Raw genomic sequence first — 24,711 nt, forward strand, 5'->3', positions numbered from 1 at the left:
TCCCTCCTCAGCTGCTTTGTTCGACGACGAGCGTGACGTTCCGTGGATATAAGGACCGATACAGTGCCGGTAACAATAGGACGATTTGAGTGACAGCGCAGAGGGTGTAAGCAATCGTCGCACCGTATAAACCATACAGCGGAATCAATAGGCTACAAGCGATCAGGTTGACGACGACACTGCCGAAGATCGAGATCGTCTGGATCCGGAACTGCTGGAAGCCGGTCAAGAGTGCCTGAATGACGGTCGAGTTGTAGAAAAAGAGTGAGGCGACCATCATCAAGACGAAAATCAGATGGTATTGAACGAACGATGCGTTGTAGAAAATCGTCAAGCCCCACTTGCCGAAGAAGATCGCTCCGACAATCAACAGGATGCCGACGATGTTCGTCATCAGTAACATCGAGCGGGTCAGCTTGCGCAGTTCCGGTAAACTTTGGCGTTCGCCCGTCTCAGACGAGAAGTTCGGCAACAAGACGGCAATCAAGGAATGAATGAACAGGCTGCCCAGTACGAGTAGATAGGCGATGCTGGCGTAATATCCAAGCTCTTCCGTTCCGATTGCATGACCGACGAACAATCGTGGGATGTTTGCATTCAAGGCGATCAGGAGAGCAACGAATCCAAGCGGCATTGCTTTAAGGAACAGCTCTTTGCCTGACCGGTATCGTAAGTCGAGTGCTTGATTGTCAAAGCCGCGACCGACGCGGCGAATCGTCGGTAAGTCGTATGCGAGTAGCATGATCAAGTTTCCGGCGATCAAGGCGAGCACGAATCCGTGAATCGAATGGGTCGTAAAGAGGACGAGTGCTGCACCCGACACGTTCAAGAGACTCCGGAAGATTTTCGAGATAGCGACTTCCTTGAAGGCAGTGTGTCCTTGCAGGAAACCATAAGCGAGATCGGCGAACGATTCCATGTACTTGTTGAGATAAACGAGTAGTGTCAGGAGTAAGATGTCCGCTTCACCGAAGAAATAATAGACTCCAAGGAGGACGAACACACCTGCCGAGAGGAGTGAAAAACGAGTCTTGATGAAGAGCCAGAAGTTCGTTAGTCCAGCCCGTTCTGCCGTCAGGATCGTACTGGCGTTCAGCCAACAGAACATGACGATCGGTGCAGTGATGGCAAGGGCGTAGTTGAAATAACCGATGTTGAGCGGTGTGCTCCATTTGATCAGGAGCGTCAAAATCATCCATTGATGGAGCGAATACGCCGTATCGGCAATGAAGATGAGATTGAAGCGGGACAGCCGGGCCGTTTTCATCGTTTCCCCTCCTCTCTATTTGCGTGCGATCCGCATCGTCGGTGCGACCGGGTCGGCATCGGTTTCATTCGTGACGTCTAACAAATACTGGCGGAGTACCTCGTCCTGACCGAGCGCTTGAGCGATTTCCCGCAAGTACGGGTCGACAGATCCAAAAGGTCGGGTCTTCCCGACAAGGATCTTGTCAAAGACGAGTTCGTCATGCACTTCATCGCGAGCGAGCAGTTCCTCGTAGAGTTTCTCGCCTTTTCGAATGCCGCTGTAGACGATCGGAATCTGCTCTTCCGTGAAGCCACTCAAGTGAATCAAGTTCTTCGCCAGTGTCGTGATGTGGACTGGTTCCCCCATATCGAGGACGAACACTTCGCCACCTTTCGCGAGGACACTCGCTTGAATGACGAGCCGACTCGCTTCCGGGATCGTCATGAAGTAGCGTGTCATCCGGGGATCGGTGATCGTGATCGGTCCGCCTTTGGCGATTTGTTCCTTGAACAGTGGAATGACGGAACCACGGCTCCCGAGGACGTTTCCGAACCGGACGACGGCGAACGTCGTCTCGCTGTTACGCGCCATCTGCTGGATGACCATCTCGGCGATTCGTTTCGTCGCCCCCATCACACTCGTCGGGTTGACGGCCTTATCGGTCGAAATCATGACGAAGCGTTTGACACCAGCTGCTTCCGCCGCTCGAGCGACGTTGCGTGTGCCGTAGATGTTGTTCTTGACGGCTTCGCTCGGGTTATCCTCCATCAGTGGCACGTGCTTGTGAGCTGCCGCATGATAGACGAGATCCGGTTCGAAGCGTCGCATGACTTCAAGCATCCGGTCACTGTCCTGCACATCGGCGATGACGGATTCGAACTGGATGTCCCGGCTGAGACATTCGAGCTCCCGGCGGATCAGGTAGATGCTGTTTTCGCCGTGTCCGAGAAGGATGAGCCGTTCAGGACGGAAGCGAATCAGTTGCCGGCAAATTTCGGAACCGATCGAACCACCGGCACCGGTGACGAGGACGGTCGCGCCATGAACGCTTCGTTCGATTTCCGTAATATCGAGTTCGACCGGTTCCCGACCGAGTAAGTCAGCGATCGAGACTTCACGGATCTGTTTAATTGAGACCTTTCCGGATGCCAGTTCGACGAGCATCGGTAACGTATGCGCTTCGACTTGTGTTTGTTTGATCCGGTTCAGCAATTCAACTCGCTGTGGATACGGTAACGATGGGATTGCGAGGACGACTGCTTCAATTTTTTGTTCTTCGATGATGCATTCGAGTTGGTCGATTGCTCCGATGACGGGAACACCGTGAATCCGCATCCCGCGTAGTTCGAGCGAATCATCAAGTAATCCGACGACGTTTAAGATATGCGATTTCTTTTGCTTCAGTTCTTTTGTGATCATCTGACCGGAGGCACCGGCACCGATGATCAGCGTTCGTTTGCCGAGCGTCTTATTGTCAGGAACGAGTCTTAAGCTACGTCCACGAATCAACAATCGAACGAATAAGATACCGTTCAAGACGAGTCCGGTCTGTAAGAAGATCGCTCGTTCGACCGCGAAGTCGAATAACGCGTATTCAAGACCAAGTAAGACGAAGCTGCTGGCGAGGACGACGACGAGGAGAACGGCGAGATCACGAAGACTCGCGTAACGCCAGATGATTTGATAGAAGCGCATCCAGTGTGCAACGAACGTGAGGGCGATCCACTGAATGAGAGCGATCTCGAGTGCGTCCTGCAACTCGAAGTTGACGGTGAGATGGAGCGGATTAAAGAAGTAGAACGTAACGACAGTCGCGAGTGCGATGATTCCGGCGTCGATCAGGCGAAGGAGTCCGATTTTCAACTGCCGACGGTACGGGGTGAGCGGGGAATGCTGCATGACGGTGTCTCCTCTCCTCTCTTATGAATGACTGCGGGGAATCGCTTTCGGATAATTATCAGTGGATTCACGTGTCGCTTCCTTTTTGTTTAGCGAGCGAGAATAGACGATCAGGAGTCCGAGCATCAGACCAAGGACACCACCGATTCCTGTATTCATCAGAATGTTCGGTGATACGGGATTCGTTGGAATCCGTGCACTCGAGAACACTTCAGTCTTACTCGTGTTGATCAGTTGTGGAAGATAATCCTGGAAGACTTCCGTCATCGTATTCGCCTGGATGGCTGCCTGCTCCGCCGAACGATCCGTGACGGATAAGGCGATGACTTGCGAATCCAGATTGCTCGAGACCGTCAGACGATCCGTCAAATCGAATAATCGCTTGTCGGTGACGTCCATTTTTTGGGCGACCTGATCGACGACCTCTGGGCTTCGTAGGATATCTTGATAGGTACTGACGAGTGTCGGCGTCGATGTCGTCTCTGCGTTCGCTTGAGGAACGACGAGGATGTAGGCCGTCGCCTCGTATGTCTTCGGGATGACATACGTGCTAAGCGCATATCCGGCTCCCGCAAAGAGAATCATGAAGAGTGCGAGTAACCACCAGCCGCGTCGGAGTGTCGTCAAATGATCTCCGAAGGTTTTTCTTTGATGCATCGAGCTCACTGTTGTTCACCTCTTTCTGGCTTGACCGAATGGATGGACATTGGTTATGTCTACACCTTATTTCCAATCGACTCCCAAAACAATTAGAGCTTGGTGGAAATGATTATATTTTTTTCGGTAGCTATCTCGCTTGCGTGACACTAGTTCACAGCATGAATTCATATCACGAAAAAAACGCGATTCACGAAAAAATGATCACGTTTTCCTTAATATTTTTTCATTTATCTACATGATGTTTTGAAAGATAAGGGTAAATACCAATTTGATGATTAAAAAGTGCTCAAATCGGTAATAAGTCCTATATGAAGGGTGGATAGTCTTTAGAAATCATGTTAAAATCAGCCAATATACCCACATCGTTTGCCTTATCCATCCTAGTCGTTTGGATTATGCTCGATGCTTGGATTCGTCCCTTATCCTTCACGGACGAAGTGTTGCCGAAACAGTGGTCTCTTTGGTTGCTTCCGGTCTACATCGTTCTGTTCAGTGTCTGTTGGCTCATCTTACGACCGTTCTATCGCGCCAACCGAGCGACTGGGCATCAAATTGCACTCATTTTTCTGATTTATCTGACATTTCATATCGTTTTTTTCTTCTTTAACACGAATACAGATCATATTCTTGCTTCGCTTTACCTCATCTCGACTTGGCTGTTCGTTGGCATCGTCTCTTCGCTCTCGTGTACATCGATCGAACAATGGCAACGACTGTTGTGTCACTTTCTTTATGGACAAGCCGTCTTTCTCGCTTCCTATGCCCTCATCGTCTCCTTTGGTTCAGAGTATGTCCCGGTCGAAAACCTGCAATGGCTTCGAATCGGTCCTTTGTCGTTTCCTCAACTGTACGTCGGGGAACAAGGCTCGTTCCTTCGCCTCGCTGGTCTGATGAATAATCCGAATACGTTTGCAGCGTGGCTTGTTCCAGGCGGACTGTTTGCTTGGTTCTATCTGCTCAGACAGTTCCCGCGTCGGCAAAGCTTTCTGCACGCCGTACTCCTCCTTCTCATCATCATCGCGTTACTCAGAAGCGGTTCGCAGACAGGTATCTATTCTTTTCTCCTCCTTGCTCTGCTGACGAGTATTCGAATGGTTCCGGGAACGAGACGGTTGCAGGTGACAGCATGTTACGTCATGGGTAGCTTGATCCTCCTAGCCGTCTTTGCATTTCAAGGACTGCTTCCCCGTTTGCTCAGTCTCAACGGACGATCTACGCTTTGGCAGGCAGGATGGCGTGCTTCCGCTGATTCACTTTGGTTCGGGCACGGAATCGGAAGTGCTCCACGCGGACTGCAGGAGCAACTGAATGAACAAGTTCTTTATACGTTCCACAGCACACCGATTACCTATCTCTATGAATTCGGACTGATCGGTTGTTTGCTGTACGGTGTAGTCTTTCTGTATCTGTTCTATCGACTGTTTCGGATTCAGACGACGGATCTCGCGTTTCTCACCCTGTTGCTTGCTAGCTGGCTCGGACTACTTCAATTCACGGAAAGCATTCTCGTCAGACCGAGTGGATTTTATTTCATTTGGCTTAGCCTTCTCGCTTATACGTCGCTTCGTCGACTTCCACCTCACGACAGTACCCACACCTAGAGCACCTACATGAAAGGGGTATGACATCATGAAGAAATGGACAGAACAACAAGTCATCGATAGCCTAATCGAAGCTAGTATCGAATATCCCGCTCTCGACGCAAAGACGTATGCGCGCTGGTCGGTCGGAAAAGACATTCCATCGATCACGACGATCATCAATGTATTTGGCTCTTGGCGTGAAGCACTCCAAGCGGCTGGTCTCTCATCAATCCGTCCGTACTTTTCAGATGAAGAGATTCTTGCTTTCATCAAGGAAGCATCGACACGCTTACACCCGTTCCATAGCAACAGCTACCGGGAATGGGCAAAAGCGAAACATGGACCATCCTTGACATTGATCAACTTACGCTTCGGTTCTTGGTCACGCGCACTGGAAGAAGCACAAATCGAGATGACACGTTCCATCTCGATGACCGAAGAACGGATCATCACAGCCTTACTCGAAGCTTCTGATGTCCTCCCCCGTCTGACGACACAGACGTATGCGATTTGGGCACAGGAAAATGGTCATCCGACAGTCGCGACGATTGCCCGTAAATACGGTTCATGGGCAGATGCCCTCGCTTGCCTCGACATCGCACCGCCTCGCCGGAAATGGGTCGAAGAAGATGTCCTTGAAGCACTGCGGCAGGCACAAGAAGAATTACCTTCCCTCAGTATCATTCATTACCGGAAATGGGCAGAAGGTCGTTCGGTTCCGAGTACCTCGACGATCAACGCTCTCTTCGGTAGCTGGACCTCCGCCGTGCAATGCCTCAAGCGTGCACGCGTCTCTCTTTCTTGATTCTGCTCTTCTACCTAAAAGGAGTGACCCGGTATCACTACCGAGTCACTCCTTTTTCGTGCGTTTATGGTTTTTTGATTTGCTCAAGCAGAGATGCAGGCAACAGCGTCACCGTGTCGTGCTTCAATAAATAGATGTCTTCCGCATATGCCCCGATGCGTCGGGGATTACGTCGTCTCTGCAAATTGTTTCGGATCGCTTTCGGAAAATTGACGCCGCATTCATAAGCATGTGGATATCCCCCACCGAATCGCGGATTGATTTCCGATAGGTAGAGCGTTCCGTCAACATCGAACAGGTCGAAATCAAGCGGTCCGACGAGACCGGTTCCATGTAAGACCTGCTCGACCATTTCAAAGACATCGTCGCGTTTAACGGAGCGACTCTTATCCGTTTCCCCTGCACGCATGACGAGTTTCTCCTTGATGAAGATATCGGTCACTTCATGCGTCAACCAGTCGACATAGACATCGACACCGAGCTCTTGTCCTCTTAAGTATTCTTGAATCAATAAATCGGGATAGGTAGCGAATAATCCTTCGACGACCTCAAGTGAAGAAACTGCCTGGACATGGAGACTGGCACTCCCATTGCGTGGTTTGACGAAGACCGGAAACTGGACCTCTCCTTGCGCAAGTGCATTTCGGAAAGCCTCAAGCGTCACGTATGTCCGCGCATGCGCGATTCCTTCCGCGACACAATACGTATACATCGCGTACTTGTCGAAACAGAGACGACAAGCATCCATCGGTGAGACAAGGACTGTGACACCGATGGCTTCAAACCGTTCCGTCGCCGCTGCCAGCAATTCCAGTTCAGGATCAATCAATGACAAGAGCGCCGTCACCTGTTCGCGCTGACACAATTCCAGTAAGTGATCGATATAATCCGGTGCATCGATGCGGGGGACGAGATGGTGACGTTCTGTCATATAGAGACCCGGTGCGAGTGGACTACAGTCCGCGGTACTGACGTGACCGTCCGGCATCTCACGGACGAAATACTCGACCAGCTTTGTCCGGCGACCAACGCTCGTCATCAACAAATGGGAAGTCTTCATAGGGCAGTCTCCTTCGTTAAAAGTGATGCCTGTTCTTTTCGTGCTCGAAGGAAAGACTTCCTGCTTGGCGTCGGACTTTTTTCCTATAGATGAGTACATAACATCCAATTCCAATCAAGGCACCCGTTCCATCGAGTAAGACATCTTGGATGAGTCCAGTCCGGTCCCCTGTCAAAATCTGATGGAATTCATCAAAAACAGCGACCGTGATCGCTAACGAATAGGCGAACAAGACGGCAAGTCCTGGTGTCAGACGACGACGTGTTAAATCGATCAATCCGATCCCTAATACGAGAAATGTCGAGACATGGGCTGCTTTTCGGATGAAAAATTCAATGAAGCCACTTCGTCCAAGGGCGGCGACACTGACTTCTCCATGATAGGAAAAGGAGATGAAACGCAGATGATCGACGAATCCTAACGGAATGAATCGGGATAATCCTGGTTTGATGGATTGCGCTTGATACGGCATCGAACTTGAGATGAAGAGGATCAATAGAACGGCAAGGACGACGTAGCCGGACCACGTGATTTTTTTCATGAAGACACTCCTTTTTTAATATCACTTTAGAATAGCATGGACCTCAAAAAATTGGCGGATTCTTTCTAAAATTCAATTTCTAGTTTAACCCAAATTAATTTTTTAGTTTCCTTGAAAAACGATATTTTACATTTCGAAGGTTTCTTTTATAATGAAAGTGGTTAATTAGTACTATACACGATGACCTGAAGAATAGGAGTGGAGTGCCATGAATCGTGCACTAGGTAAAAAAATCATGCAACTGCGCAAACAACACAAGTATACTCAAAAGTTTTTAGCTGAACGATGTGGTGAATCAGCAACGGACATCTCCGCTTACGAACGTGGTCAGCGCATGCCCTCTCCTCAAGTCCTGGAACGATTGGCTCTTGCTTTAGACACGACGGTCATTGATCTCATCGATCCGAAGTATGTACAGCATCCTTCGTTGAATGAATTCATGCAACAAGCGCTTGAACCCTCGCAACCGCTTGATCTGAAGCTCATTCTCGAGGACTTACTCGTTCACCTCAGTCTATCAAAGGAAATCTATTTCGATGGTCGCCTCGTCTCAGCGGACGTCCGAGATGAGATGGCGACGTCCATTGATCAGGCACTAAAACGAGGGCTTTCCTCCATCGAGGCGTAAAAAAAAGGAATCAAAATCAGCTGATTTTGATTCCTTTTTTTATTCCGTTTGAACAATATGGTCAATGTACAATTGTCCGTCTTCATATGTCGCTTCTAGTAACTGACGAAAAAACGTATTCTCACTTGTTTTCTCGGATACGAATACGCGTGCGTAGCGCTGATGCGCCTGCGCGAGTACGCTGAATTTCAGGGTACGGACCGGTGAAGAGAAGAACAATTGTCGACCGGGATGCCCAAAGGCGTCCGTTGCTTTCGATTCTTCTAAGAAGTAAAAAGATTCATCTGGAAACAAGGTCTCAATGAACGATAAACAGCTTTGCTGAAAGGTACTTCCGCTCTGATTTTCCATGATGTGTCCGGCTCCTCTTTCTCATGATGTACTTCGAATCGTGAAAAGGAAACTACTCTATCACATTACCCAGTCTTTAGACCTATCCAAACCAGTATATTACATATGTTTTTAATTATATCGTTACATTATATTATTCGACTACTGTTTTTCGAATTCCAGTACCAGCATCGTTTTTCCTTCATAAAGAAATTGTCCTTGATAGCGTGATAACGTCGCAAATTCAAACAGTGTGTTCGGCTCATACAAATATTCAATCGCATAACTGACCTTTTCCTCTTTGCCCGATTTGAGGTAGGCGTTGAACAATAAACGTTCGCCGTCAACTTGATAGCCATAAAACAGCAACGTCTTTTGAAAACGTCGCGTCGCAATCGGATGCGCCATCGATTTTAGATGATCGACATGATATAAGGACACAAGCAGTCGTCCACTTGGTCGTAGCAATTGACGGATGTTTCGAAAGAACAACAGCAACTCCCCACGCGTATAACGTAAAATCGTCGTTCCCGGTAAGATGATCCGGTCAAAGTACTCAGGACCGACAACGTCCGTCACATCATGACTCCAGCCGTAAATCTTATGCTGATACTTCTCCGCAATCTGTTTCGTCCGCGCAGCTTCCGGTTCGATTAGATAAAGATCGTATCCTTCATCCGATAAGAGATTAAAGAGTGATGGATCAAACGTTCCATGAAACAGGATCCGCTCCCCTTTTCGTAAATAACGCCGATACAGCATCAGCTCATCGACCTCAGTTAACTGTTGCGCTTCCTGATACAATTGACCGAATCGTTCATCCGCCTGAACATGATTCAGCACTTCGACGCGCGAGTAGCTCCCTTTACGCAAGAATGGACCAAATAAGACATCACCCATGATACATCAACTCCTTGTAATGCTGAATCGCTTCTGCATAATCTGCGCCGAGTCGCTCCGGTAATACGTCGAACTGTTCTTTTTGATCCGCTTCGAGAATCCAGAGAAATGCTTCGTTCGTCTCAAATAGACGCAACGTCGTCCGGTCGAACGCAAAACAACCTTCCTCGTTTTGAATGCCGATCAACGTCAACGGTCCGATTCGCCCGGACGTCCGAGGCAATTCGAGATCAGAGTACGGTGTGATGAAACGGCTCGTTCCTTGAAACGTTCCAGCTAGTTGATACAGCAACGGAAACAGCTCTAATTCAGTTTGTGATGCCAGCGCGTCAGGTTGAGGTTGCTGTTCTCGGAAAGACTCGATATCAACGGATAGGTCTGCACTTAACTGAATCGTCTTCTGTCGATCGGCGTAAATCCCGTCCGCAAAGAAGAACAGTCGATGCGAGACGCGTAATCCACTTAACGTCGCATAATCAAGGATCCCTATCGATTGATCGTTTTGAATCCGCCCCGTTTGTTGCCAGTCCACTAATCGCTCTGCTAGCGCGTCACGCGATAAGACCGTTAGTTGCGAATTAAGCGAGGGAGAAAGACGATCGGAAAACGTCAACAGAATCGGTGTCCGGCTCATCAGTTCGATGATCGGTAAATCGTGACGCATCGGATGATCGAAATAGATGACACTATTGATCGTCATCGCCTGGAAATTGCTTGCCGGAATCTTCTCCAGTAATGAGCTGTCTTCGATGTAGACATGACGCAACGGTTGCGGATGATGTGGCACCGACGCTGGGTACACACCTGTCATCAATGAGAGGAGCGCATGATGGACAGCTGGAACGGATGCAGAAGCAGGCATGTCTTCCTGCGGTAAGAAGAGACCATTCAGGAAATCCGGTTGTCCAAACAGGACTTCTCCATTTGGACGAATCAAGTGGAACTGAACATGCAACATCTCGTGTTGCAAATACGCGACGAGTCGTAACGTCCGTTCGCCTTCCCCTTGGAGGACGAAGACGTAATGCTCATACTCCTGAAAATCCATATAATCGAGTAAATCATGGAACGTATGTGTGTCGTAATCAAACGCGTCGAGCGAAATACGGTGCGTCTCACAAAACGTTTGCAGATCAAGCGATGGTAGAGAACGTTGCAGCCAGCCGTCTTGTTCCGATAAAAGCGATAATCCGATCATGTCCTCTCTCCTTTCTCATCAAATGATTGAAAAAAGGGCTTCATTCTAATAGCCGAATGAAGTCCTTTTGTGTGGATTAAGCCGATTTAACGTTTGCCTTAGGTTTCGTAGCAGTCCGGTCCATTTCCCGATGAGCGAGGGGGGCGACGGAGACGGTAGCAGGATTGAGACACCAAGCGCATGAAGTCATGTTACGTCGCGTTTCTTTTAAGATGAGTGTCATGGGTGTACCCCTTTCTGAATCAAGTGAGATGGTCGTTGAAACATTGATACGAAATCGAGTAAATCAGTAGTATCTAGTTTAGTTCGCTTCTATAATAGAAGTTGGTACCCTATACCAGTTCAATCTCCACGAAAGGACGAGGAGCCGATGGATCAATTCATGTCACCGCAAATCGGCTTAGCATTACGCCGACTGCGGAAGAAACATAATCTGACACAAAAGGATTTAGCGAACGGAATTTGCAGTCAAGCAGAGATCAGTAAGATCGAGAGTGGCACACATTCACCGACAGTCGAACTATTGTATGCTTTATCAAAGCGATTACAAGTACCCATAACAATGTTTCTTAATGAGAAAAGTTCATTAGAATCATTACGAATCGTTGATGACAAACTTTTAACAAAATTTCAAAACAGCGAATACTCTGAAATTCAGGCTGTATCTAAAAAACAATTAAATTCCTTAGATCCTAACAGTGAACTAGCGACACTTTACTCTTATTACATGCATCTAAGTTCATTTAGAATAGGTAATATCGATTACCGTACCTGTATTATCGAACTACAACGTTTGGCAGAGAAATGTGTCCAGTACTTTTATTCACCTAAAATGATTTTCCGCATAAAATCCGCTATTGCTACGATTTATTATGAAAAAAATCATTTTAACTATGGTTTAAAGGTCTATGAAGAGTTACTCACATTTAGTTACGATACAGACGAGATATTAGTAGAAAAAATTCGTTTATTATACAATTTATCGAAAGTACTAGTAGAACTTAAACAAAATGAGAGGGCTCTAAAACATATCGATGATGGTATCTATCTCAGTATACGCTTCAAGGATATGTCATTACTCGGACAGCTTTATTATCAGAAAGCATATTTAATGGAATATGTTTCTCCTGAATCACAAGAAGTTACAGATTCATTCGTCAAGGCATATACTATATTCGATATTTTGGGAATGACTGAGTATAAAAATTTAGTAATTAAATTCCATAAAACGCATCTTTCTCATTCTAGTTTAGTTTAGTTAGATCAAACTGAGTTAAGCTTTGTCGAATACCAAGTATTCTGGCGGAAGATGTCCTGCTACATTCTTAACTGAGTACTCTGGCGGAAGATGCCCTGCTACATTCTTAACTGAATACTCTGGTGGAAGATGTCCTGCTACATCCTTAACCGAGTATTCTGGTGGAAGATGTCCTGCTACATTCTTAACTGAGTATTCTGGTGGAAGATGTCCTGCTGCTACATTCTTAACTGAGTACTCTGGTGGAAGATGTCCTGCGGTAATTTGTGAGGCATTGTTTGATACTGACACACCAAGTCCTAATACTAATAAAGCACTTGTGCTAGCTACGACTAATTTATTTTTCAAGTTCATTTAAATAACCTCCTATTATTTTTCGTATGGCTTCGTAACAACATCATATAACCTTAGACCCCCTCTGAATATTCGAATACGAATAATTATGGTATTTTACACATTATTTTCACTTTATATGACTTTTGACTCGGGTCATATGTCCTTAATACTGTGTGTTTTTTACAAATCATCCATCAATGTGTCGAAATTGTGTATGAAAATAGATTTTTTTGAATATTCCATCATGATAAAATTCTATAACAGACAAAAAGAGAGCCCGTCCAACTCCTACGAATCGAACGAGCTCTCTTTATTTTGAGGATTGTCGTAACGCGATGACGTAAAAGATACCGAGGACGACAATCACACCTAGTAGTATTGAACTAATCGTCGTTCGCGTCGACGTATCCGGCATCCATATCCCAAGTCCTAAATTGATTGCTGCGATAATTAGGACGAGCCAAACAATCGTACGTGGTCGCATATCGATCTCCTTTCTGGTCTACTCTGCCGTCTGATCACCGAATATGCTATGGTGAAGATAACGAAGGAGGTTCTGTTTCATGAATAGACTTGCTGTATTTTGTGGTTCCAAAGATGGTGCTAGCCCAGTCTTTCGCGAGGAAGCGGGTACGCTTGGTCAAGCGCTCGCCGCGCGCGGCATCGGACTCGTATACGGCGGTTCCCGTGTTGGAACGATGGGGGCTGTCGCGGACGCAACGCTTGCTGCTCAAGGTCAGGCAATCGGTGTCTTGCCTCATTTTCTACAAGAAAAGGAACTTGCCCACCCTGGACTGACTGAACTGCATCTCGTTCACTCGATGCATGAACGAAAAGCGAAGATGTCAGAACTCGCTGACGGCTTCATCATTCTTCCAGGTGGTCCCGGTACGATGGAGGAATTTTTTGAAGTCTTCACGTGGGCGCAACTCGGTCTACACGAAAAGCCGTGTGGTGTACTCAATATCGACGGATACTATGATCCCTTGATCGCCCTATTTGACACGATGGAACGTCAAGGATTCCTGATTCCGGAACATCGTGCGATGCTGATCGTCGAGTCAGATTCTGATCGTCTTCTTGAACGTTTCGCGACGTATGAAGCGCCACACGTCAAAACCTATATGGATCGCTCACAAACTTGATGCAAACGGAGTCCTCGACTCCGTTTTTTGTATGGATTCCAAGCTCTTCCGATTCTACTTCTCTCTCGTTACTCATTTTCTCTACGCTCACGTAAGAATCCTACTTTACCGCACAAAAAAACCAGATGCGCATGCATCTGGCTTAACATTAAAAGAACTTCAAGATCGCGTCGCTGAGGTTCGTCAAAGACGGTGTCTCGTCAATGACCATCAAACTGCCTGCTGCGAGGACGATGAGACCAAGACCCGACAAAATCCAACCTGGATGCTTGACCGTGTCCGCTGAATCCGCGTTCTCTTTACCCGACCGCGCATTTGCTGCTTGTTCTTTCAAGCGATCGCGACGGTATTGATGTTGTTCCTCTTTCGACCACTTCTTATATTCAGCGAGGAACTTCTTATACTCCGGCAAGACATCCTTCGTCGTTCCGTCGAGGCGGACTTGACCGTACTCGAGCCAGACGACCCGCTCACAGAAGCTCTTGATTTGCGAGAGCGAGTGACTGACGAAGATGATTGTCTTGCCTTCTTCCTTGAATTCGTTCATCTTATCGATACAGCGGTTATAGAAGGTTTGGTCCCCGACCGATAACGCTTCATCGACGATCAGGATGTCAGCGTCGACATTGACCGCGATCGCGAAGCCGAGACGCGACTTCATCCCACTCGAGTACTTCTTGATCGGCTGATCAATAAAGTCACCGATATCAGCGAAATCGATGATGCCGGGCATCCGACGTTCGATTTCCGCATCGTCCATCCCGAGCATGAGACACTTCAAGCGAATGTTCTCACGACCTGTCAGGACGTTCTTTAATCCTTGTGAGACGGCGATGATCGCAACTTCACCATTGATCGCGACGTCTCCTTCATTTGCATAGATGATGCCTGAGATCAAGTTCGATAACGTCGATTTACCCGATCCATTGATACCGACGAGTCCGACGACTTCTCCCGATCCAATCTCGAGCGAGACATCGCGTAGTGCAGTAAATGTTTTAACGCTCTTGCTTTGATTCTTGAACAAGAGCTTGAATTTTTCTTTCGTAGTCGTGACCATGTCGAAGCGTTTCGTGACATGGTCGAGTTTAATCATAGACATGGCGATTTCCTTCCCTTAGACGAGCTCAGTGAATGATTTACGGAACTTGATGTGCAAGAATGTTCCCGCTGTGAACAACAGGAGTGTCACACTCCAGAAATACAGACCGGTCGGCCACTCCTGCCAGACCCAATGCCCTCCGAGCAAGCTTGCTCTATATCCCTCGACGAGATAAAAGACCGGGTTCAAACGAAGGACGCCGTGTAAGAAGTCCGGGAACCGTTCAATGTTCCAGAGGATCGGTGTCATATAAAAGAGCATCCGCATCATCGATTGCAAGAAGAGCTGGATGTCCTTGACGAGTGTGATGAGTGTTGAAAAACAAAGTGAGAACGCATAGACGAAAATGTACGTCGCGATCATATAATACGGCAACTGGAGTAACTTCCATGTGATTGGGATACCGTTTGCGATAATGACGATGAAGACGATCAAGAGCATCGCAAAATGTTGATACATCCGCGATAGGATGACATACGATGGAATCGCACTCATCGGGAAACGCATCTTCGTCACCATTGCGAGACGACTGTTGATTGAGTTCGAGCCGCGAAGTAATGCGTCATTGATGAAGAACCAGACGACAATCCCGCAAAGGAGCCAAACGATGAATGGAATGTCGCCATCCACGTTCTTATTTCCTTTAAGACCGACCCCAAAGACGAACCAATAGATGAAGATTTGGAGACCCGGATTGAGGAGCTCCCATAAAAGGCCAAGGCGTTGCTCTGCATGCGCTGATTTGATTTCATATCGCGCCAACCGGCGAATCAAGGGGAAATTTTCCACCTGTTCCCGGATGATACTTCTCATTTCTTTCAGCATAAGTGTAAGTTCCTTCCGATTCATGATACATGTATTTTATTTTCATATTCGTTGATTCCACTCAAAAAAAGACAGATGCCGTCCGCGATTGCTCAAACGAACGCTCTCTCCGTGTGAACGGGACCTTGCCCGGTCGATTCCGACTCGCCTCCTTTGTCCACTCATTCGTGCATGGCAGAAGCAATACTTCCTATATACACTTAATCAATTCTAGCTATCGTGAAAAAGCGTGTCAATGTATTGGACGAACCGACACCAAACTGTAGTTTTTCAGGCACGACAAAAACCGGCGGGTCCACCACCGGTCATCTCCTAGTTTGTTTCCTTACGCATGATTAAAATGTGGAAACTCAATCGTCGTCGGCGGTGATGCGAGCCCCCATACGAGGAGGAGCGTGATCACACAAATAATGCCGACGAGGACACCGCCTCGAATCGTATCATTCATCCATCGTTGCCTCTTTTCATCCGAACTGTCTATATACTGATATCATACAATATTTAGCAATTCATAACCACTAAAAAATCGACATTTAATGGGAATGTTTAACGATTGGTAATATTCTTTCGTTTCATTTTTAATTAAGACAAGATATAATGAAAGCGTTATCATTTTATTGTGAAGGCGAACGTTCGGATTCTAAGGCTTGCGAGCAAACGACTTCCGTGGGTTGTCTTGTCGTCGGACCTAAGAATTTACGTTATTTACAAAAGGTTCATCCCACGAAGCTTTCCGAACCCTTTATAGTAGAAGAAGAGGTCAACGATCGCATCGCGACCTTGCATTCATACCCCACTCTTGAAGGAGGATTTTTACGTATGTACAAATCAAAACCGCTTTACGCGGCAGCTGTTGCTGTCGCCCTGACGACATCGGCAATCGTGCCCGTTGCTCAAACGACAGTTTCGGCTGCAACACATGTCAAAGTCAAAACGGTCAAACTCAAGTCACTCGTCTTCACGAAAGGTGCTCCGGTCAAACTCCCTGCTACATATAAAGGTGAGAAGATCACGTGGAAATCTTACGATCGCCATGCGTTCAACCGTTATCAAACGGTCAAAGGCACATACGGCAAGAAAAAGAATCCAATCGAAATCAAGATCTACATTCAGAACTACGCAGTGAAGTTCGTCGAGAAGGTCGCGGATCAGACGATCTATGTCGATCAAAAACCAGAATTGCCGAAAACACTAGCTGTTCTCTATGCGACAGGTCGCATCTATGACAAGCCAGTCCGCTGGTCGAAGGTGGATACGAGCGAAGCGGGTGTGAAATATGCGGTCGCAAGTTATACGCGTCTTGGTAAGACGATTACATTAAAAGCAAAAATCACGGTGCTCGACGTCAACACGGATGACTTCTCGATTGGTTTGATGCATACGAACGATACGCATGCAAACCTCGATAAAGCACCGAAGCGGGCAACTGTCATTAAAGAACTTCGCTCTGCTTACCGCGCAGAAGGTAAACCATCGCTTCTTTTAGATGCTGGTGACGTCTTCTCTGGATCACTCTATTTCAACAAGTTCCTTGGACAAGCGGATCTTGAACTGATGAACTACATGAAGTACGACATGATGACATTCGGTAACCACGAGTTCGATCTCGGCGATACAGACAACAACATCGCTTTGAAAAACTTTGTCACGAAAGCAAAATTCCCGTTCATCACGGCGAACGTCGATTTCAGTAAAAATGAACTCTTCAACGGTCTACAAAAGAAAACGATCACAGCCGGACCAGAGCGTGGCAAAATCTATCAAGGGATCATCAAGGAATACAAAGGACAAAAAATCGGCTTCTTCGGTTTGACGACAGAAGAAACGGCTGATATCGCAAGCCCAGGTACGGTGGCGTTCGCGAACTACATCACGAGTGCGAAAGCGGCCGTGAAGAAACTCGAAGATCGTGGCGTCAATAAAATCTTCGCCTTGACACATATCGGATTCGATGACAACGAAGCAATCGATAACGATCAACTGCTCGCACGTAACGTCGACGGGATCGACGTCATCGTCGGTGGTCACTCGCATACGAAACTTGAAAAACCAGTCGTCGTCGACGAAACGGTCGTACCAGGCAAATCAGAACCAACGATCATCGCGCAAGCATACCAATACGGTGATTTCCTCGGAAATCTTGATTTGACGTTCGACTACAAAGGGAAGTTGACGGAGTACAACGGATCACTGATCGACGTCTCAAAAGCAGCTGAAGACGTCCGTGCAGCTGAAATCCTCAAACCATATGCCGATCAAATCGCTGAATTGAAAAACGAAGAAGTCGGTGCGAATATCGTCAACGCTCTTCCAAACCCACGTGGTGAAGTCAGTGTCCGTAACAGCGAAACAGCTCTCGGAAACTTGATCACGGACGGGATGCTCAAAAAAGCAAAAGAATACAATAAAGATACAGTCATCGCGATGCAAAACGGTGGTGGTATCCGTGCTGCTATCGATGCCGGACCACTGACAGTCGGTGAAGTCTTAACGACGCTTCCATTCGGTAACACACTTGCGACAGCGAAAATGACAGGAGAAGAAATCAAGGCTCTCCTCGAAATCAGTGTCGGGATTGCACCAAAAGAAAATGGTGGTTTCCTCCACGTCTCTGGTATGAAATTCGAATACGATAGCACAAAAGCGGCCGGTGAACGCGTCACGAAGATGGAAGTCAATAACAACGGCACATTCGAAGTCATCGATCCAGCGAAGACATATGTCATCGCAACGAATGCCTTCACAGCTAAAGGTGGCGATGGTCTCACACCATTCGAGACAGCTTACAAAGCTGGTCGCGTCACGGACCTCGGTCTCTCGGACTGGGAAAACCTACGTGATTTCACGAAATCACTTGGTCAAGTCGACTACAAGATTGAAGGTCGCATCGTCGATACATCAAAACTTCCAAACTAATACGAACAAAAAACAACCGCAGGTCTTCTCGATTCACTCGAGAACGCCTGCGGTTGTTGTGTTATAGTGTCTGCGCTGAGTTTTGCTTCAACAGCTCAATGATTTCATCGAGTTCATACTCTTGTGCCAACATAAGTGGCGTAAAGCCATCCGCGTTTTTGATCGACGGATCCGCACCATGCTCGAGTAAGAGCTTGACGGTCTCGTTCCCTTCCCCTTCAACAGCGTGATGAAGAGGCGTGAACTTGTCGGCATCTTGTTGATTGACCTTTTCGCCTCGCTTCAAGTACAGATCAACGAGCTCATCGTTGTTACTGAAGACTGCCGTAATGAACGGTCGTTCGCCAAACTCATTGACAGCATCGACATCACTGCCCGCTGCGAGCAACTCCTTAAAGACCGATTCGAGTCCTGTGCTCGATTTCCGGTACCCGAGATAATGCAATGCCGTATCGCCATCGGCATCGACTGCCTTCATATCACTTTCCGGAATTAATCGATGAATGTCTTCGAGTTTCCCTTTTTGAATCGCTGCCATCAACTCCGTCTCGTTGAGATCCTGACCGCTCGTCTTCGCCGTGACATTCTCTTCACTCGCTTCTTTCGCTTCTTTTTTAGCCTCAATCGCCCCTCCGTCTAACAGCATACCTGCCGTCGTGCTAACGAGGAATATTGCGAGTAGAATACTACCTGCGACGACGAAGCCTTGACTATATCGAAAGAGTGGTCGTGGACGTTCGATTGGCTCACCCGTTAAGTGCAACCGTTCGAGTAAAGAAAGTTCGGTTTGTAACGCTTCATACAATAAGATAGAAAACGTCCGTCGCTGCCGTTTCTCCTCGACATAGATAACTGTATCTGTCGTTGCTAGAAGTGTTGGTCCGAGCACATCCTCAAACATGGCTTGTCGCGCGTATACGGGCGAAACAAGTGGTAGGACCATCTGATGACGGGTCCGAGCACATGCCCGCATGTAAGCCGGACGTAAAAACGGAATCCAGCTGCCAATCCATAGTAAGATTTGCTTTTCCTGATGGTTCCGTTTGATTCGTGCCAGTTCAAGTAACAATCGGAAACGACGAATCTCTGTCAATTCTAGATACGACGTCGGTAGGACAATCAAATATTTTTGGAATAGACCAATGACGTGCGGTCGTTTCACGTCATCTTGGAAATAGATTTCTGGCATCCGCCATAGTTGCAACTGTTCTGTATGTATACGGATTTGCTCGAACAACTCTGGAAACTGCTCGGCACTCAAGCGAACTCCTTCACTTCGAATCCGGGAGACCCGTTGCCATTGTCGTAGCCAGAGTATTAACAATAGGATCACAAGACCCACCATCACATAAATACCGGGCTGCCCTGTTTCAAAGACTAATCCAATGATCGCACCGACCGTCACGATGGCGATGCCTAACAACAAACTAAAGTAGGTGGTCTCCTTGCGGGTCACCGCTCTTCTGATCCGGTGCGCGGGATCAATCCGTTCGTTCGTCTCCTGCTCCATGCGTCATCTCCCTCATCTATCACGTAATTCACCGTTTTCTCTTCCTTCTTATCTTAACGGTTATTCCCTCGAAGTTCCAAGGGAATCCTTTCCTAACATACCAAAAGAATATTCAGATAACTTATATTTTCACCTATCCTTTGATAACGTAACTTTTTTTCCTGATTATTCATTATATATGGAATAAAATTTCATACATTCTATTTTAGAGCGGTTTTTATTGATTTTTCAGCATTCATACGCAATTCTCATAATAAAGCAACCTGTCGTTCGGACCACTATCTTTTTATTTATAGGTAGGACAAAAGTCACTTTTTTTGATTGCAGAAATATTTGGGATACCATATAATAACTAACAGGAAGAAGATTATGGGAGTGAAATTCTTGGGATTATTTAATTTTACGAAAAAGGACTATACTGTCCAATATCAAGTTTTACGCGGTGATGAGGTCATCGATACAGATCGATTAAACGTACGCGCAGGCGATCACACGACAGCACGAAAAAAAGCCGACAACATGTTAAGAAAAGAATTTGGACGCACTCAGTATAAAATTGAATGGGTACAACGATTCTAATCGCTAAAATAACCCATCGCCTCAGTCATGTGATTGAGACGATGGGTTATTTTCATGCACGCCGCTGTTCTTGCTCTCGCACAATCTGATCAGCTTTCAAATAAAGACGGATTGCTGTGTACAATACGATACCAATCAATGATCCACTGCCATCAATCAACACATCACCGACAAGTGGCGTTCGTCCACCCGTCAATTGTTGATGGAATTCATCCATGACACCAATCGTCATCGCTGTCGTGAAGGAAAAAAAGGCAGCTGGTAATGCCGCGTAGCCTCGTCCACGTAAGAAATGAACGATACTGATCCCAAGGATGAAGAACAATCCAGCGTGCATTCCCTTCCGAATGAAAAACTCAAGGAACGCTGCAGGTCCCAGTGACGCGACACTGATCGGAACTTCATAATGGAACGACACGAAGGAAAATGCATACACCCAATCGAGTGGGATATGTTGCGTCAAAAACGGAATCAAGGATTGTTGCTGGTACGTCATCGAACTGAAGACGAATAAGGAAAGTAAGATGGCTCCTCCTATATAAACGGAAATGGGTATCCGGCGCATCCTGCACTCTCCTTTCTATTAGTACATCCTACCATGGATGCTCATCATGAACATACGCCAAAAGGCGGACTTATCTTACTCTAGTTACCTGTTGATTCCCTCTTTTGCTTCCAACACAACAAAAAACACCCCATCCAAGTGGACGAGGTGCAGTTCCTTACAACGATGACGTCTTTGGTTCGCGTAAGAGGTGTTTGATGTCGTGGAACGTCACGAACGTTCTGTTCTTCGCATCGTATAGTTTATAGCGAAGCGATTTCAGGCTCGAGAATAAACCGATCTTCGTCGCCTTCTGAAGTGGTGGTGTCGAGACATGCGCTTTTTCGAGATGATAGTTCGGGACGCGCGGGCTGAGATGGTGAACATGATGGAAGCCAATGTTTCCTGTCACCCATTGCAAGACCTTCGGCAACTCGTAATACGAACTACCTTCGATTGCCGCCTTGACATAATCCCATTCACTCTCATCCTCGAAGTACGAGTCTTCGAACGTATGTTGAACGTAGAATAACCAGATTCCAAGGACGCCTGCTGTGAACATTGTCGTGCCTTGGATGATCAAGAAGGCTTGCCAGCCAATGAAGTAAATCAGGATACCGTACAGGACGATCAGCGACGCATTGATGACATGTGTGTTGATGCGTTCTTTTTTGCGAGCATCCTTCCGATTGAAGCGGCTCGAGACGAGAATCAACAAGAGCGGTCCAAGACCGAACATGACGAGTGGATTCCGGTACAGACGATACTTGAGGCGTGTGAAGCGTGACGCTTCGATGTATTCCTCAATCGTCATGACCCAGATGTCACCGACACCGCGCTTATCGAGATTTCCACTTGATGCATGGTGGATCGAATGCTCTCGCTTCCATTTCTCATACGGGAATAACGTCAAAATACCAGTGATCGTACCGACGATCGCATTCGCTTTCTTATTCTTGAAGAATGAACCGTGCGTACAATCATGGAAGATGATGAACATCCGGACGACGAATCCAGCGGCGAGGATCGCCAAAGGAATTGCGAGGAACACAGATAGCTTCAGGGCCTGATATGCCAGAAACCATAGGACGAGAAATGGCAGAATCGTGTTGATCATCTGCCGGACGCTGGCTTTGATGTCTGCCTTTTCAAACGGCGACACATGTTTGCGCAGCTGGGCAATCTTTTCTTTACTCATAGTGGTGCTTCCTCCTCGGGTTGTTTCAGCGTTCACGACGCTAAGTAAAATAGTGAAACTAAAATATGAAACCAGTGAGCGGTGGTCGTGACGGTGCCTCTACAACACGATTCAAAAGCGGCACTCTAATTGTTTATCGCTAAAATATTTTTAATACCAGGTAATTATAGCACATATCATAAATCGTCTACGAAATATTTTTTTAAAATTTAAAAAGCAGAGACAAGTGCCTCTGCTTACTCGATCGATTTAAGTGGATTGACAGCTGGCCCCTCTAGCACCTCTCCTGTCGGACCGAATCGTGAACCATGACACGGACAATCCCATGACCGTTCTGCTTCATTCCATTTCGTATCGCACCCCATATGGGTACAGGTCGTCGAGACGAGATGAAGGTTCCCTTCCGAATCGCGGTATCCACCGACCGTCTTCCCGTGATGGGTGACGAGTCCACCTTCGTCCAGCTGTAATTCATCGGCTCGACGACGTGCTTTCGTCAGCTTCCCTTTGACAAGCTCGATGGCGACGTCCGCGTTGTTCTTGACGAACTGTGTTGCGTCCTTCGCCTTTAGCTTCGATCGGGTCGGGTCAAATAAATGGCGAAAACGATTGGGGGTTCCCGTCAACAAATCGCTCAGCAACAATCCGGCTGCGATACCGTTCGTCATCCCCCACTTCGCAAAGCCGGTCGCAACGAACACGTTCGGGTCATCCGCTGTCATCTGTCCGATATAGGGGATCTTGTCGAGCGTAATCAAGTCTTGCGCTGACCAAAACTGATTGAACGACTCGACATGAAATTCACTACGTGCAAAGTCAGCAAGATGTTCATAGCGTTGCATCGTCTCCGTCTCGTGACCGGACAAATGATTCTCACCGCCAAACAGACCAAGGAGACGCCCGTCTTCTGTTCGCGTGTGACGCAGAGAACGACTCGGTTGATCGGCACTCATGAACATCCCGTCTGGAAACGTCTCATCGACCTGACCCGACACGATAGACGAGCGATGGACTTCGAGTTTTGAGAAGTATAAGCCCTTGAAGTCATGAAATGGAAAATGGGTCGCGACGACGACCTTCTTCGCCTCGATTCGGTGACCGTTCTCCAGGATGACAGTTGGCGTCCGATTCGATTCGAGCGATACGGCTCGTGTCTGTTCATACACTTTCCCACCCTGTTGGACAATTTGTTGCGCAAGTCCTTGAAGATATTTGACGGGATGGAACTGCGCTTGATCGCGCAAGACGACAGCTCGTTTAACATCGTACGGCAACTTACTTCGGACTTCTTCCGTCGCCTCGCCACCGTTTAACCTTAACCGTTCATAGGCACGGACTTCCCGTTCCATCGCTTGCTCTTTTGATGTTGCCGCGTAGAGATAAGCGTCTTGCGTTTCAAGTTCGCAGGCAATGTCGAGTCGTTCCACTTGATGACGTAAAAACGTGATTGCTTCTTCATTCGCTTCATAATACAGTCGCGCTGACTCCTCGCCAACGGTTTGGATCAGCGTGTCGTAAATCAAACCGTGTTGTGAGGAAACTTTAGCCGTCGTATAACCTGTCGTACCGGCAGCAACGTCACCTGCTTCGATCACAGCGACATCATATCCCCGTTCCGTCAATTGCATGGCCGTGACGAGTCCAGCAATCCCAGCCCCAATGACGACGACATCATGCTTAGTATCTTGATTGAGAGCGGGATAGGAAGTGGCAGGTGCGCTTTGTTTCCAATAAGACGAGGGAAATCCAGATAAGTAAGGCATCAAAAAACTCCTTTCGAAAAAATACGACAGATGACATGCTTAATCGTTCCCTGAACGACGCAAAAACATGCGTAAATCATATTGTTTTAAAAAGAAGCTCTAATTCAAAGGAATTAATTTACTTTAATGAAAAATAATATGGAATAATTAGGTTTATTATTGTTTATACTACAGTTAATAAGCATAAGAGAGGAGTTTACTTCATGAAACTGGGGCGCCATATAATTGAGACCTTTCGTCGTTTTACGCTTGCAGCAAGTATTGATGAATTCGACCTTGCCAGTGTGCTGACAAAAGAAATTCCAGAACTGACAGATATCTGCGTCACGATTCGTCCGACGCATCTTCACCTTCAAGCCGCTGTACCGTTGACACGTTATGGTCTAGAGCGTGACTTACCGGTCGAATTGACGCTCCAATTGCGGGCAGTCGATAAACGCACCATCACGTTCGAAGTCTTTGATGTCTGTCCTCATGATACCGAATCCTTTAATGAAACCTATCTCATTCGTCCACCTTATCTGCGTTATGCAAATCGACTTCTGACCGTCGATCTTTCCTTCTATTTTCCTTTCCGTCATGCTCGTTACCGCTCGATTCGTCACGTTAAACTGGAAGAAGGTTTTCTGCTTGCTTATTTGTCTCACTAAACAAAAAGATCCTCTTCCGAATCAATTGGGAA

The 24,711-nt window shown here is 47.1% G+C and carries 25 protein-coding genes; 8 read left to right on the plus strand and 17 right to left on the minus strand.

All coding sequences use genetic code 11. The features are described from left to right. Positions 1–7: 7 nt before the first annotated feature. Genes K7G97_RS14055 through K7G97_RS14065 form a run of 3 tightly spaced genes read right to left on the minus strand, consistent with a single transcriptional unit; the run spans position 8 to position 3,805 of the window. On the minus strand, positions 8–1,267 hold the full coding sequence (locus tag K7G97_RS14055) for an oligosaccharide flippase family protein (RefSeq protein ID WP_223040839.1): 1,260 nt from the start codon (positions 1,265–1,267) through the stop codon (positions 8–10). A 15-nt stretch (positions 1,268–1,282) separates the two neighbouring features. Then, positions 1,283–3,148: a polysaccharide biosynthesis protein gene (locus K7G97_RS14060; protein ID WP_223040840.1), complete on the minus strand. Its 1,866-nt coding sequence runs from the start codon at positions 3,146–3,148 to the stop codon at positions 1,283–1,285. Between the two features lie 21 nt (positions 3,149–3,169). Further along, positions 3,170–3,805, minus strand: coding sequence for a YveK family protein (locus K7G97_RS14065; protein ID WP_262415760.1), 636 nt, complete (start codon positions 3,803–3,805; stop codon positions 3,170–3,172). A gap of 338 nt (positions 3,806–4,143) precedes the next feature. On the opposite strand from K7G97_RS14065, the gene K7G97_RS14070 reads away from it, so the two are divergent. Both K7G97_RS14070 and K7G97_RS14075 read left to right on the plus strand, forming a co-directional pair. Next, positions 4,144–5,409, plus strand: a complete 1,266-nt coding sequence (locus K7G97_RS14070; RefSeq protein ID WP_223040842.1) for an O-antigen ligase family protein — start codon at positions 4,144–4,146, stop codon at positions 5,407–5,409. Positions 5,410–5,437: 28 nt separating this feature from the next. Continuing rightward, complete coding sequence (locus tag K7G97_RS14075; protein ID WP_087681443.1) at positions 5,438–6,196, plus strand: homing endonuclease associated repeat-containing protein; 759 nt, start codon at positions 5,438–5,440, stop codon at positions 6,194–6,196. 64 nt (positions 6,197–6,260) lie between these two features. Here the strand turns inward: K7G97_RS14075 and K7G97_RS14080 are convergent, their stop codons facing one another. Further along, the gene (locus tag K7G97_RS14080; protein WP_223040843.1) at positions 6,261–7,256 is read right to left on the minus strand and encodes an ATP-grasp domain-containing protein; all 996 of its coding nucleotides are present in this window, start codon (positions 7,254–7,256) and stop codon (positions 6,261–6,263) included. A 16-nt stretch (positions 7,257–7,272) separates the two neighbouring features. Next, positions 7,273–7,797 carry a VanZ family protein gene (locus tag K7G97_RS14085; protein WP_223040844.1) on the minus strand — a complete coding sequence of 175 codons (525 nt, stop codon included), beginning with the start codon at positions 7,795–7,797 and terminating at the stop codon, positions 7,273–7,275. Between the two features lie 208 nt (positions 7,798–8,005). On the opposite strand from K7G97_RS14085, the gene K7G97_RS14090 reads away from it, so the two are divergent. Next, positions 8,006–8,425 (plus strand): helix-turn-helix domain-containing protein, encoded by a 420-nt coding sequence (locus K7G97_RS14090; protein ID WP_223040845.1) that lies wholly within the window; start codon positions 8,006–8,008, stop codon positions 8,423–8,425. A 39-nt stretch (positions 8,426–8,464) separates the two neighbouring features. Here the strand turns inward: K7G97_RS14090 and K7G97_RS14095 are convergent, their stop codons facing one another. The 3 genes from K7G97_RS14095 to K7G97_RS14105 all read right to left on the minus strand — a co-directional run bounded on the left by K7G97_RS14095 (position 8,465) and on the right by K7G97_RS14105 (position 10,853). Continuing rightward, positions 8,465–8,776 (minus strand): hypothetical protein, encoded by a 312-nt coding sequence (locus K7G97_RS14095; protein ID WP_064299316.1) that lies wholly within the window; start codon positions 8,774–8,776, stop codon positions 8,465–8,467. A gap of 141 nt (positions 8,777–8,917) precedes the next feature. Then, a complete protein-coding gene (locus tag K7G97_RS14100; protein ID WP_262415761.1) occupies positions 8,918–9,655 on the minus strand; it encodes a class I SAM-dependent methyltransferase in 738 nt (245 codons plus the stop codon). Beyond that, positions 9,648–10,853, minus strand: coding sequence for a hypothetical protein (locus K7G97_RS14105; protein WP_223040846.1), 1,206 nt, complete (start codon positions 10,851–10,853; stop codon positions 9,648–9,650). Before K7G97_RS14105 ends, K7G97_RS14100 begins: the two co-directional genes overlap by 8 nt. A gap of 370 nt (positions 10,854–11,223) precedes the next feature. On the opposite strand from K7G97_RS14105, the gene K7G97_RS14110 reads away from it, so the two are divergent. Continuing rightward, a complete protein-coding gene (locus K7G97_RS14110; protein WP_223040847.1) occupies positions 11,224–12,111 on the plus strand; it encodes a helix-turn-helix domain-containing protein in 888 nt (295 codons plus the stop codon). Between the two features lie 15 nt (positions 12,112–12,126). Here K7G97_RS14110 and K7G97_RS14115 read toward each other — a convergent pair whose 3' ends face one another. Both K7G97_RS14115 and K7G97_RS14120 read right to left on the minus strand, forming a co-directional pair. Beyond that, positions 12,127–12,465, minus strand: coding sequence for a hypothetical protein (locus tag K7G97_RS14115; protein ID WP_223040848.1), 339 nt, complete (start codon positions 12,463–12,465; stop codon positions 12,127–12,129). Positions 12,466–12,757: 292 nt separating this feature from the next. Then, the gene (locus K7G97_RS14120) at positions 12,758–12,931 is read right to left on the minus strand and encodes a hypothetical protein (RefSeq protein ID WP_023469413.1); all 174 of its coding nucleotides are present in this window, start codon (positions 12,929–12,931) and stop codon (positions 12,758–12,760) included. 79 nt (positions 12,932–13,010) lie between these two features. Between K7G97_RS14120 and K7G97_RS14125 the strand changes: the two genes are divergently transcribed. Continuing rightward, positions 13,011–13,592, plus strand: coding sequence for an LOG family protein (locus tag K7G97_RS14125; protein WP_223040849.1), 582 nt, complete (start codon positions 13,011–13,013; stop codon positions 13,590–13,592). Positions 13,593–13,740: 148 nt separating this feature from the next. On the opposite strand, the gene K7G97_RS14130 is transcribed toward K7G97_RS14125, so the two are convergent. From K7G97_RS14130 to K7G97_RS17525, 3 genes are all read right to left on the minus strand, one after another. Further along, positions 13,741–14,694 carry an ABC transporter ATP-binding protein gene (locus tag K7G97_RS14130; RefSeq protein WP_058705433.1) on the minus strand — a complete coding sequence of 318 codons (954 nt, stop codon included), beginning with the start codon at positions 14,692–14,694 and terminating at the stop codon, positions 13,741–13,743. A 15-nt stretch (positions 14,695–14,709) separates the two neighbouring features. Next, positions 14,710–15,507: an ABC transporter permease gene (locus K7G97_RS14135; RefSeq protein WP_230088492.1), complete on the minus strand. Its 798-nt coding sequence runs from the start codon at positions 15,505–15,507 to the stop codon at positions 14,710–14,712. Between the two features lie 337 nt (positions 15,508–15,844). Then, a complete protein-coding gene (locus K7G97_RS17525; RefSeq protein ID WP_262415762.1) occupies positions 15,845–15,967 on the minus strand; it encodes a hypothetical protein in 123 nt (40 codons plus the stop codon). Positions 15,968–16,338: 371 nt separating this feature from the next. Between K7G97_RS17525 and K7G97_RS14140 the strand changes: the two genes are divergently transcribed. Further along, positions 16,339–18,435 (plus strand): 5'-nucleotidase C-terminal domain-containing protein, encoded by a 2,097-nt coding sequence (locus tag K7G97_RS14140; RefSeq protein WP_223040850.1) that lies wholly within the window; start codon positions 16,339–16,341, stop codon positions 18,433–18,435. A 61-nt stretch (positions 18,436–18,496) separates the two neighbouring features. Here K7G97_RS14140 and K7G97_RS14145 read toward each other — a convergent pair whose 3' ends face one another. Next, positions 18,497–19,945 carry an ankyrin repeat domain-containing protein gene (locus tag K7G97_RS14145; protein WP_223040851.1) on the minus strand — a complete coding sequence of 483 codons (1,449 nt, stop codon included), beginning with the start codon at positions 19,943–19,945 and terminating at the stop codon, positions 18,497–18,499. A gap of 384 nt (positions 19,946–20,329) precedes the next feature. Between K7G97_RS14145 and K7G97_RS14150 the strand changes: the two genes are divergently transcribed. After that, positions 20,330–20,524, plus strand: coding sequence for a hypothetical protein (locus tag K7G97_RS14150; protein ID WP_223040852.1), 195 nt, complete (start codon positions 20,330–20,332; stop codon positions 20,522–20,524). 52 nt (positions 20,525–20,576) lie between these two features. Here the strand turns inward: K7G97_RS14150 and K7G97_RS14155 are convergent, their stop codons facing one another. The 3 genes from K7G97_RS14155 to K7G97_RS14165 form a co-directional block, all read right to left on the minus strand. Continuing rightward, entirely contained in the window at positions 20,577–21,089 is a 513-nt protein-coding gene (locus K7G97_RS14155; protein ID WP_223040853.1) for a VanZ family protein, read from the minus strand. A gap of 157 nt (positions 21,090–21,246) precedes the next feature. Further along, the gene (locus tag K7G97_RS14160) at positions 21,247–22,266 is read right to left on the minus strand and encodes a Delta(5) desaturase DesA (protein ID WP_149427860.1); all 1,020 of its coding nucleotides are present in this window, start codon (positions 22,264–22,266) and stop codon (positions 21,247–21,249) included. A gap of 236 nt (positions 22,267–22,502) precedes the next feature. Further along, the gene (locus K7G97_RS14165) at positions 22,503–24,029 is read right to left on the minus strand and encodes an FAD-dependent oxidoreductase (RefSeq protein ID WP_223040854.1); all 1,527 of its coding nucleotides are present in this window, start codon (positions 24,027–24,029) and stop codon (positions 22,503–22,505) included. Between the two features lie 203 nt (positions 24,030–24,232). On the opposite strand from K7G97_RS14165, the gene K7G97_RS14170 reads away from it, so the two are divergent. After that, on the plus strand, positions 24,233–24,679 hold the full coding sequence (locus K7G97_RS14170) for a hypothetical protein (RefSeq protein WP_223040855.1): 447 nt from the start codon (positions 24,233–24,235) through the stop codon (positions 24,677–24,679). Positions 24,680–24,711 lie beyond the last annotated feature (32 nt).

Source organism: Exiguobacterium acetylicum (assembly GCF_019890935.1).
Taxonomy (GTDB): domain Bacteria; phylum Bacillota; class Bacilli; order Exiguobacteriales; family Exiguobacteriaceae; genus Exiguobacterium_A; species Exiguobacterium_A abrahamii.

Bases quoted from the DNA above. Each gene is read 5' to 3' on its own strand.
- K7G97_RS14170 (WP_223040855.1), top strand. From the start codon at position 24,233: ATGAAACTGGGGCGCCATATAATTGAGACCTTTCGTCGTTTTACGCTT.
- K7G97_RS14105 (WP_223040846.1), bottom strand. From the start codon at position 10,853: ATGATCGGATTATCGCTTTTATCGGAACAAGACGGCTGGCTGCAACGT.
- K7G97_RS14130 (WP_058705433.1), bottom strand. From the start codon at position 14,694: ATGTCTATGATTAAACTCGACCATGTCACGAAACGCTTCGACATGGTC.
- K7G97_RS14095 (WP_064299316.1), bottom strand. From the start codon at position 8,776: ATGGAAAATCAGAGCGGAAGTACCTTTCAGCAAAGCTGTTTATCGTTC.
- K7G97_RS14090 (WP_223040845.1), top strand. From the start codon at position 8,006: ATGAATCGTGCACTAGGTAAAAAAATCATGCAACTGCGCAAACAACAC.
- K7G97_RS14135 (WP_230088492.1), bottom strand. From the start codon at position 15,507: ATGAGAAGTATCATCCGGGAACAGGTGGAAAATTTCCCCTTGATTCGC.
- K7G97_RS14060 (WP_223040840.1), bottom strand. From the start codon at position 3,148: ATGCAGCATTCCCCGCTCACCCCGTACCGTCGGCAGTTGAAAATCGGA.
- K7G97_RS17525 (WP_262415762.1), bottom strand. From the start codon at position 15,967: ATGAATGATACGATTCGAGGCGGTGTCCTCGTCGGCATTATTTGTGTG.
- K7G97_RS14160 (WP_149427860.1), bottom strand. From the start codon at position 22,266: ATGAGTAAAGAAAAGATTGCCCAGCTGCGCAAACATGTGTCGCCGTTT.
- K7G97_RS14075 (WP_087681443.1), top strand. From the start codon at position 5,438: ATGAAGAAATGGACAGAACAACAAGTCATCGATAGCCTAATCGAAGCT.
- K7G97_RS14070 (WP_223040842.1), top strand. From the start codon at position 4,144: ATGTTAAAATCAGCCAATATACCCACATCGTTTGCCTTATCCATCCTA.
- K7G97_RS14120 (WP_023469413.1), bottom strand. From the start codon at position 12,931: ATGCGACCACGTACGATTGTTTGGCTCGTCCTAATTATCGCAGCAATC.
- K7G97_RS14055 (WP_223040839.1), bottom strand. From the start codon at position 1,267: ATGAAAACGGCCCGGCTGTCCCGCTTCAATCTCATCTTCATTGCCGAT.
- K7G97_RS14155 (WP_223040853.1), bottom strand. From the start codon at position 21,089: ATGCGCCGGATACCCATTTCCGTTTATATAGGAGGAGCCATCTTACTT.
- K7G97_RS14110 (WP_223040847.1), top strand. From the start codon at position 11,224: ATGGATCAATTCATGTCACCGCAAATCGGCTTAGCATTACGCCGACTG.
- K7G97_RS14140 (WP_223040850.1), top strand. From the start codon at position 16,339: ATGTACAAATCAAAACCGCTTTACGCGGCAGCTGTTGCTGTCGCCCTG.
- K7G97_RS14080 (WP_223040843.1), bottom strand. From the start codon at position 7,256: ATGAAGACTTCCCATTTGTTGATGACGAGCGTTGGTCGCCGGACAAAG.
- K7G97_RS14085 (WP_223040844.1), bottom strand. From the start codon at position 7,797: ATGAAAAAAATCACGTGGTCCGGCTACGTCGTCCTTGCCGTTCTATTG.
- K7G97_RS14115 (WP_223040848.1), bottom strand. From the start codon at position 12,465: ATGAACTTGAAAAATAAATTAGTCGTAGCTAGCACAAGTGCTTTATTA.
- K7G97_RS14165 (WP_223040854.1), bottom strand. From the start codon at position 24,029: ATGCCTTACTTATCTGGATTTCCCTCGTCTTATTGGAAACAAAGCGCA.
- K7G97_RS14125 (WP_223040849.1), top strand. From the start codon at position 13,011: ATGAATAGACTTGCTGTATTTTGTGGTTCCAAAGATGGTGCTAGCCCA.
- K7G97_RS14145 (WP_223040851.1), bottom strand. From the start codon at position 19,945: ATGGAGCAGGAGACGAACGAACGGATTGATCCCGCGCACCGGATCAGA.
- K7G97_RS14100 (WP_262415761.1), bottom strand. From the start codon at position 9,655: ATGGGTGATGTCTTATTTGGTCCATTCTTGCGTAAAGGGAGCTACTCG.
- K7G97_RS14065 (WP_262415760.1), bottom strand. From the start codon at position 3,805: ATGCATCAAAGAAAAACCTTCGGAGATCATTTGACGACACTCCGACGC.